The organism is Actinomyces sp. MRS3W (genome assembly GCF_032465695.1).
GTDB lineage: Bacteria > Actinomycetota > Actinomycetes > Actinomycetales > Actinomycetaceae > Actinomyces.
On record NZ_JAWDJJ010000359.1, the window covers coordinates 1 to 7,462 of the forward strand.

The 7,462-nt window shown below is 69.0% G+C and carries 5 protein-coding genes and 2 pseudogenes; 3 read left to right on the forward strand and 4 right to left on the reverse strand.

Features of this window, described 5'->3' with window-relative positions; all coding sequences use genetic code 11:
- A pseudogene (locus tag RWX45_RS13395) lies at nucleotides 1-329 on the reverse strand (hypothetical protein); the annotation flags it as partial.
- Between the two features lies 1 nt (nucleotide 330).
- Nucleotides 331-1,005, reverse strand: coding sequence for a hypothetical protein (locus RWX45_RS13400; protein ID WP_316024212.1), 675 nt, complete (start codon nucleotides 1,003-1,005; stop codon nucleotides 331-333).
- Between the two features lie 112 nt (nucleotides 1,006-1,117).
- Between RWX45_RS13400 and RWX45_RS13405 the strand changes: the two genes are divergently transcribed.
- Nucleotides 1,118-1,351, forward strand: a complete 234-nt coding sequence (locus tag RWX45_RS13405) for a helix-turn-helix domain-containing protein (protein WP_316024213.1) — start codon at nucleotides 1,118-1,120, stop codon at nucleotides 1,349-1,351.
- Between the two features lie 6 nt (nucleotides 1,352-1,357).
- On the opposite strand, the gene RWX45_RS13410 is transcribed toward RWX45_RS13405, so the two are convergent.
- The gene (locus RWX45_RS13410; protein WP_316024214.1) at nucleotides 1,358-1,888 is read right to left on the reverse strand and encodes a Fis family transcriptional regulator; all 531 of its coding nucleotides are present in this window, start codon (nucleotides 1,886-1,888) and stop codon (nucleotides 1,358-1,360) included.
- Nucleotides 1,889-2,038: 150 nt separating this feature from the next.
- Between RWX45_RS13410 and RWX45_RS13415 the strand changes: the two genes are divergently transcribed.
- Nucleotides 2,039-2,851, forward strand: coding sequence for a LysM peptidoglycan-binding domain-containing protein (locus RWX45_RS13415; RefSeq protein WP_316024215.1), 813 nt, complete (start codon nucleotides 2,039-2,041; stop codon nucleotides 2,849-2,851).
- 28 nt (nucleotides 2,852-2,879) lie between these two features.
- The gene (locus tag RWX45_RS13420) at nucleotides 2,880-3,455 is read left to right on the forward strand and encodes an Rv3235 family protein (RefSeq protein WP_316024216.1); all 576 of its coding nucleotides are present in this window, start codon (nucleotides 2,880-2,882) and stop codon (nucleotides 3,453-3,455) included.
- Nucleotides 3,456-3,679: 224 nt separating this feature from the next.
- On the opposite strand, the pseudogene secA reads toward RWX45_RS13420, so the two are convergent.
- Nucleotides 3,680-6,424: pseudogene (secA, locus tag RWX45_RS13425) on the reverse strand (preprotein translocase subunit SecA); the annotation flags it as partial.
- Between the last annotated feature and the right edge of the window lie 1,038 nt (nucleotides 6,425-7,462).

The following is a 7,462-nucleotide window of genomic DNA, read 5'->3' on the forward strand; positions in this document are numbered from 1 at the left end:
GTTGTGGATTCCACGGGCCAGCCCGTCCCCTGCCAGCGCTCGCCCTCGGCGGCGGGCGCGAGCAGCAGCCCGGTCACGCCGGCCCGGCTCAGCCGGTCCAGGACGGTGCGGTCGAGTTCGTCAAAGGCGGTATCGACGACGGCGAGCGTGGCCAGGCCGGCCAGGGCAACGCTGAGCAGCTCGGCGGTGTCGGCGCAGCGGCGCACTACCTTGAGCCCCGAGCCCGGCGCGTCGATGGCGCGCAGAATGTCGGCGTCGTCTCCGGACAGAGCGAGCAGAACGCCGCGCGTGCTCGGGGTCGTCGGCTCGCCGCGTTGGGATGTGGTCATATCACTGCCCCTGGCCGGTGGGCACGAGGACGAGCGGACCGTTCCCGCCCACCGCAGTGAGCACGGCGGCAACCGCATCGCTAGGCACCAACACCTCAACCTGCACATTGGTGCCGCCGACAAGGCTGGTTCCCGACTCCCCCACGGATGACACAAGCAGCCCCTGGGCCACGACCTCGGCGGCCTCGTCGTCCTGGGCGGTCGCCTGGGTGGCGGGGAGCGACCACAGGTCGACGACGTCGCCGGCGCCCGTGGACGCGGGCAGGCCAGAGGCGACGTCGAGGACGACCGCCCGCAGATCCAGGTCGGCGGCCTCGCCGACCGCGCCGGTGGGCAGCAGCTCGCCCGCCTGCAGCGAGCGGGTGGCGACGGCGTCGTCGGGCAGGTTCCCCGCCACCACGTAGGCGGGGGTGCCGGGGTGCGCGTCGACGACGGACAGCACGCCCGCTGCGGTCAGGTCGGCGCCGGGGGCGACATCGCGGGTGAGGATGTAGATCTGCTCGGTGTCGGCCGCCGCGTTGACGGCCCAGGCGCCCAGGGCCACCGCCGCTCCGATAAGTGCCAGCCCGCCTGCCAGGCGCGGGTCCTTCCAGGTGGGGCGGCGCCGACGGGTTCGCGGCGCCCCGCGTTTCTGGGCGTCGGTGGACTCAGGGGCGCTTCGTTGCGCGAAGTTCACAGGATCCTCCTTGATCATGTGCAGTGGCGCTAGATGCCGTCATGGGATCGTTAGTTATCCACAAGTATGTTCGACTATGGCGGATTCGGCAACAGGGTGGGATCATGGTGCCATGCCAGACAAGTTTCTGACCATCGCCGAAGTTGCCGACCATCTCCAGCTGTCCACCCAGGGGGTGCGCTCCCTCATCCAGTCGGGGGAGCTTCCCGCCATCCAGGTGGGCGCCCGCCACCTGTGGCGGGTGCCGGAAAGCGCCTTCGACGCCTACGTCGAGCGCCAGCTCGCCGCAACTCGGGAGATGGTGGCCTCGGCTGCCGCCGAGTCCACACCGGGCGCCAACGCGTAACCCCCTTTACCGGCTACGAACCACCTCGATCGCTTCCAGGGCGATGGTGACGGTCCCCGACGCCCCGGGCCCGGTGACGACGCCGTCGCGCGCCAGGTCGAGGTAGTCGGCGCCCACACGGACGATCCGTCCGGTGGCCTCCCCCTGAGCGAAGACCACGCGCACCCGGGTGCCCGAGCGGGCAAGACCGCGCAGTGCGACTTGTATGCCGGGGCGACGGCGCACCGTCGGCGTCGGCGCGGGGCCCGGGAGCGGTGAGGCGAGCACGATCGCGGCGACCGGCACGAGCGATTCGATCCCCTCCCCCTCATCGAGCAGTGCAAAGGCGTCCTCGACGCGCTTGACGACGCCGTCGACCGCCACTCCGCCACGCGTGCGCACGTGCACGGGGCGGCCAACGGCGCCGCGCAGTCGATCGACCAGATGCAGGCCGGCAATCTCCGCCTCGGCAAGGTCGGCGGCCTGCGCAGCGACGTCGGCACGCCGCTCGGCCTCGAAGCTGCTTTCCAGATCGGCCAGCAGGCTGTCCCAGTTCATAGCCCCCAGCCCATCACACCCACCGCCGGAGGCCAACCCCCTGAGCCGGCAGCCTTCAGCCCACAAGTACCCGAGACACACTTGACACATCAACGCCCATCATCCATGCTCTAATATCATCAAACACCATCAAGGATGATGGAGGGTGACATGGACTCACTATCTAGACCCGTTGCGCTCGGCGCTGTCGGCCTGGCGTCAACCGGCCTCATTCCGGTACTGCTGAGCGTCGCCGCCGCGAGCGCGCGCTGTCTGCTGGAGCTGCCGCCCGCATGGTGGGGCGCCACCCAGCTCTCGGCGGCGCTCACCGCCATCACCTGCACCATCGGGGCGATGGGCGCCGCCTGGCACCTCGTCTCCGTTGCCCTCGCCCTGATAGCCGGCGGCGTTGGTCCGCGTACTGGGCGCGGCAGTGCCGCTACCCCCGGCACCGGGCCCGGACTCAGGGGCGCGGCGGCCCATGTCTTGAACCGTTGGGGCGCCCCGCTGGTCCGGCGCCTGGCTGCGGGCGTAGTCATCGCCGGCCTGGCCACAAGCCCGGCTGTGGCCGCGACCGAAACCGACACGGATGACCTCGGCTGGCAACCCACGGTCAACGCCACGCAGACGCCGGACGCCGAGGCCACCGCACCCGGCGTCGAGGCCACCGCACCCGGCGTCGAGGCGTCCGTCCCCGACGTCGAGCCGTCCGCACCGGATGCGGCCCCTGCCACCCCCGACAGCGAATCGGATCCGCCCAGCCCCACGGCCGAACCGGCCGACGCGGCCACCTCCCACCGGGTGAAGGCCGGCGAATCCCTCTGGGCCATCACCGCCAAGCTGCTGGGGCCCGACGCCTCACCGGCGGATATCGCCGCCGCCTGGCCACAGCTATACCGGGCCAACACCGAGACGATCGGCACCGATCCGGGCCTCATCCGCCCCGGGGCAGTCCTGACCATCCCCACCTTCACCGAGTCATAACGGCCCCAGGCCGCTCCAGGAGATCATCATGTCAGTCCTCACCGCCCCCGCCGTTCAAGCCTCACCCCGAACCAAGCCACCACGGCCGGTGCGCATCCGCCGCCCGCAAGGCGCCGGTGCCGGCGCCGTCGTCTCCCGCCCGCCGCTGGCTGGTGCTCAGCGCCCCGAGAGCTGGGACCGGATACGTTTCCGGCCCGCGCTCAAAGCTCAAGGCACGCACGCTGTCACCGACCCGGCGCCCGAGGAGGTCCTTGCCGCTTCAGAACCGACGGCGTCCACCATGCCGGACCCGGCCCGCTTCGCCGCCGTCGTCGTCACCGCCGCCGCGGAAGTGCTATGCGGCCAGCGTCCGGGCGATCACCTGGCCCGGTGGACGACACCGGAACTGTTCGAGGCGCTGGTCAGGCGTGCCGGCCTGGCGCATCGTCTCCTGGGTCGGGCCTCAACGCGGCTGCGGCCACGTTCGGTGCACGCCCAACAACCCGACCACGGCACCTGCGAGGTGACCATCCTGCTCGACGACGGTACCCGCGTGCGCGCAGCGGCAGCCCGCCTCGAGGCGTTCCGGGGCAGGTGGGTGCTGGCCGCCCTGGAAATCGCCTGAGCCACCGTCCGAACGCCCCATCCCCCGCCGCGACGGCGGACGGCTCGCGCAGCAGCCGGCGGATCCTCGCCCTGGTGTTACTTGCGGCGCTTCTTGGCGGCCGCGCGGCGCTGCTTGCGGTTGCCAGCGGCGAGTGCGGCGCCGGCCTGCGTGGTCCTTCCGGCGGGGGCACCGGCGTGCGTCGTCTTGGCAGTGACCCGCCCCCGGGACGCCTGGGCCGGGGTGGCCGTGGCGGTGCCGTCCTCGTTGGGAGCGGAGTAGATCATGCGCTGCCTCATGGCCTCCTGGCCCGTCGTGCCCAGAACCGAGCCGCGCGTTTCCCGTCCCCGCGCCGCTCCTGCACCGACAAGAGCCCCAACACGGGCCGACGCGGCCGCATCCTGGGTGTCTCCGGACGCGTCCTCGGCGGCTTCCGCGGCGGCACGGGCGGCTGCGGCGTCGAAGCGGGCGGCGTTGGCAAAGACCTGCTCCACGGTCTCCTCGCGAATCCCCTCCATCATGGCCTTGAACATGTGCGCGCCCTCGTTGGCGTACTCCACGAGCGGGTCGCGCTGGGCCATGGCCCGCAAGCCGATACCCTCCTTGAGGTAGTCCATCTCGTAGAGGTGCTCACGCCAACGCTTATCGACAACGGCCAGCAGCACCCGCCGTTCCAGGGTGCGCATGGGCTCGTCCCCCAGCTGAGCGCGGGCAATCGGGTTGTCGTCCAGCCGCTTCTCGGCTTCCTCGTAGGCGACGGCCGCATCGTCGGTGAGCTCGGCGGACAAGCGCTCGGAGGACAGCAGGTCACGGCCACCCACTTCCTCGATGAGGTCCTCCTGGGTCACGCTCACCGGGTAGACGTGCGCGAGATCGTTCCACAGGGCGTCCAGGTCCCATTCGTCGGGGCGTCCCTCCTGGGTGCGTGCGGCCACAATCGTGCCGACGGCCTGGGCGCGGAAGTTCTCCATCTGCGGCTCGAGGTCCTCGCCGTCCAGGACGCGGCGGCGCTCGGAGTAGACCTTCTCGCGCTGCTCGGTCATGACGTCGTCGTACTTAAGGACGTTCTTGCGGATCTCGTAGTTGCGGGACTCGACCTGCCGCTGGGCGGAGGCGATGGCCCGGGTGACCATCTTCGACTCCAGCGGCACGTCGTCGGGGTAGGCGCCGGAGCTCATGATCCGCTGGGCCGCACCGGAGGCGAACATGCGCATGAGGTCGTCCTCCATGGACAGGTAGAAGCGGGACTCCCCCGGGTCTCCCTGGCGGCCGGAGCGTCCGCGCAGCTGGTTGTCGATACGTCGGGACTCGTGGCGCTCGGTGCCGAGCACGTACAGACCGCCCAGTTCGACGACCTCATCATGCTCTGCGGCGCAGGCCTCCTGGGCGGCGGCCAGCGCCTTGGGCCAGGCCTTCTCGTAGTCCTCGGCGTTCTCCTCCGGGTCCAGACCGGCCTCCTTGAGGGCGGTCACCGCGATGTACTCGGCGTTGCCACCGAGCATGATGTCGGTTCCGCGTCCGGCCATGTTGGTGGCGACGGTGACAGCGCCCTTGCGGCCGGCCAGGGCGACGACGGCGGCCTCGCGGGCGTGCTGTTTGGCGTTGAGGACCTCGTGGGGAACGCCGCGCTCCTTGAGCAGACGGGACAGCTGCTCGGACTTCTCCACGCTGGTGGTGCCCACGAGCACGGGCTGGCCGACCTCGTGGCGCTCGACGATGTCGTCGACGACGGCGGCGAGCTTGGCCGCCACGTTGGTGTAGACCAGGTCGGGCTGGTCAACACGGATCATGGGCTTGTTGGTGGGGATCGGCACCACGCCGATGCCGTAGGTGCCGGAGAACTCTGCGGCCTCGGTCTCGGCGGTGCCAGTCATGCCGGAGCGCGAGCCCTCGGGGTAGAGGCGGAAGTAGTTCTGCAGGGTGATGGTGGCCAGGGTCTGGTTCTCTGCCTTGATGTCCACCTGTTCCTTGGCCTCAATGGCTTGGTGCATGCCCTCGTTGTAGCGGCGTCCGGGCAGGACGCGGCCGGTGTGCTCGTCGACAATGAGGACCTCGCCGTCGCGGACGATGTAGTCCTTGTCGAGGTGGAACAGCTCCTTGGCCTTGATGGCGTTGTTGAGGAAGCCGATCAGGGGGGTGTTCTCGGACTCGTAGAGGTTGTCGATGCCCAGGTAGTCCTCGACCCGCTCAATGCCGGGGGCTAGGACGCCGACGGTGCGCTTCTTCTCGTCAACCTCATAGTCGCGGCCGGCGCGCAGCCGCAGGGCGAGCTTGGCGAACTCCTTGTACCACTTGTTGACATCCCCGGTGGCGGGGCCGGAGATGATGAGCGGGGTCCGCGCCTCGTCAATGAGGATGGAGTCAACCTCGTCCACGATGACGAAGGCGTGTCCGCGCTGTACCAGGTCCTCGGGGCGCTGCGCCATATTGTCGCGCAGGTAGTCGAAGCCGAATTCGTTGTTGGTGCCGTAGGTGATGTCCATGGCGTACTGCTTGCGCCGCTGGGCCGGGGTCTGGGTGGCCAGCACGCAGCCAGTGGTCAGCCCCAGGAAACGGTGGACACGCCCCATGAGGTCGGACTGGTACTCGGCCAGGTAGTCGTTGACGGTGACCACGTGAACGCCCTTGCCGGTCAGGGCGCGCAAATAGGAGGGCATGGTGGCCACCAAGGTTTTGCCCTCACCGGTCTTCATCTCGGCGATATTGCCCTGGTGCAGGGCGGCACCACCCATGATTTGCACGTGGTAGGGGCGCTGACCCAGCACGCGGTCGGCCGCCTCCACGACGGTGGCGAAGGCTTCCGGAAGCAGCTGATCGAGGGTCTCGCCGTCGGCGTACCGCTGCTTGAACTCCGCGGTCTGCTCGTGCAGCTCGGCGTCGGTGAACTCCTTGTAGTCCTCCGCGAGGGCCTCGACCTGGGTGGCGAGGGCGTCGAGCTTCTTGAGGGTCCGGCCCTCACCAATGCGAAGGATCCGGTCGACGATCGACACGCTGGTTTCTCCCCTGGTAGGTGGTGATATCCCGCCGTGGCGTGGCACCTCGGGCTGGCGGGCTCCTCGCCCGGGCGAACCGGGCATGGACCCTGCCATCGTAGTGGAGTCACCGAGCCGCGCCCCATGCTATCGCTCACCGCGGAGCACGGACCCCTCGCACCTCCCGACGGGCGGTTCTACACACAGGCCGACAGCTCGTCCGCCCACCCCTCACCGAAACCGGCACTAATAACGTGCCCAAACCGGCACTTATGACGTAGCGAAACCGGTCGTCGTAGTGGTCTCCCGGCTGACGCGAGTGAGGAACGCCCCGGAGGCTTTGGTCTCGTTCATGGCAGCGCACCGCCCTCACGGGTACGGCCGTGATGCGCACCCATTGCTGTCATGCGCAGGCATGGGGGACTCTTACAGTGGGTGGGCTGGCGATTTCCGCGGAGATTGAAGCCCTGTTCACGATCGTCGGCACGTTCCTGGCTCGCGGGACGCGAGTACGCCCCGGCGGGTCAGGCGGGGTTGGCCGGGACTTCTTCGTTACCACACTCAGCGCCTGCTCCCCTGGCGCCATGAACACGAGTTCTCCCCAAAGACACGAGTTTTGGAGTTTTGCACTGTCTCAACACCTGCATATCTCCAAGACTCGTGTACATGACACAAACTCGTGCGCTTGACGATCACTCGTGCGTACGGCGCAAAGTCGTGTACGCGGCACCAGGTTCGTGTGCGTCGTCGTCGAGGTTGTCCATCGCCAGACCGCCCGGACGCCCAGCTGTCCACAGTGGTGGCTGGTGCCCACCCGTGCTGCGCCCGCCGCCCAGTCCGAAGCCTTGCTGCGCCGCTTGGCCCACGCCCTCCGGGACCAGGCCGCATCCAGCGAGCCGGTTACGGTCATCACCGCTTGGCCAGGCCTGCACCGAACCAGGAGACTCAACTCACACCAAGATACCTGAGTACTTTCCCATGACTTAGCCCGCCCTCAGCAACTTCGACCAGTTTCGGCATGTTATTAGTGCCGGTTTCAGTGAAAGGGGCGGGAAC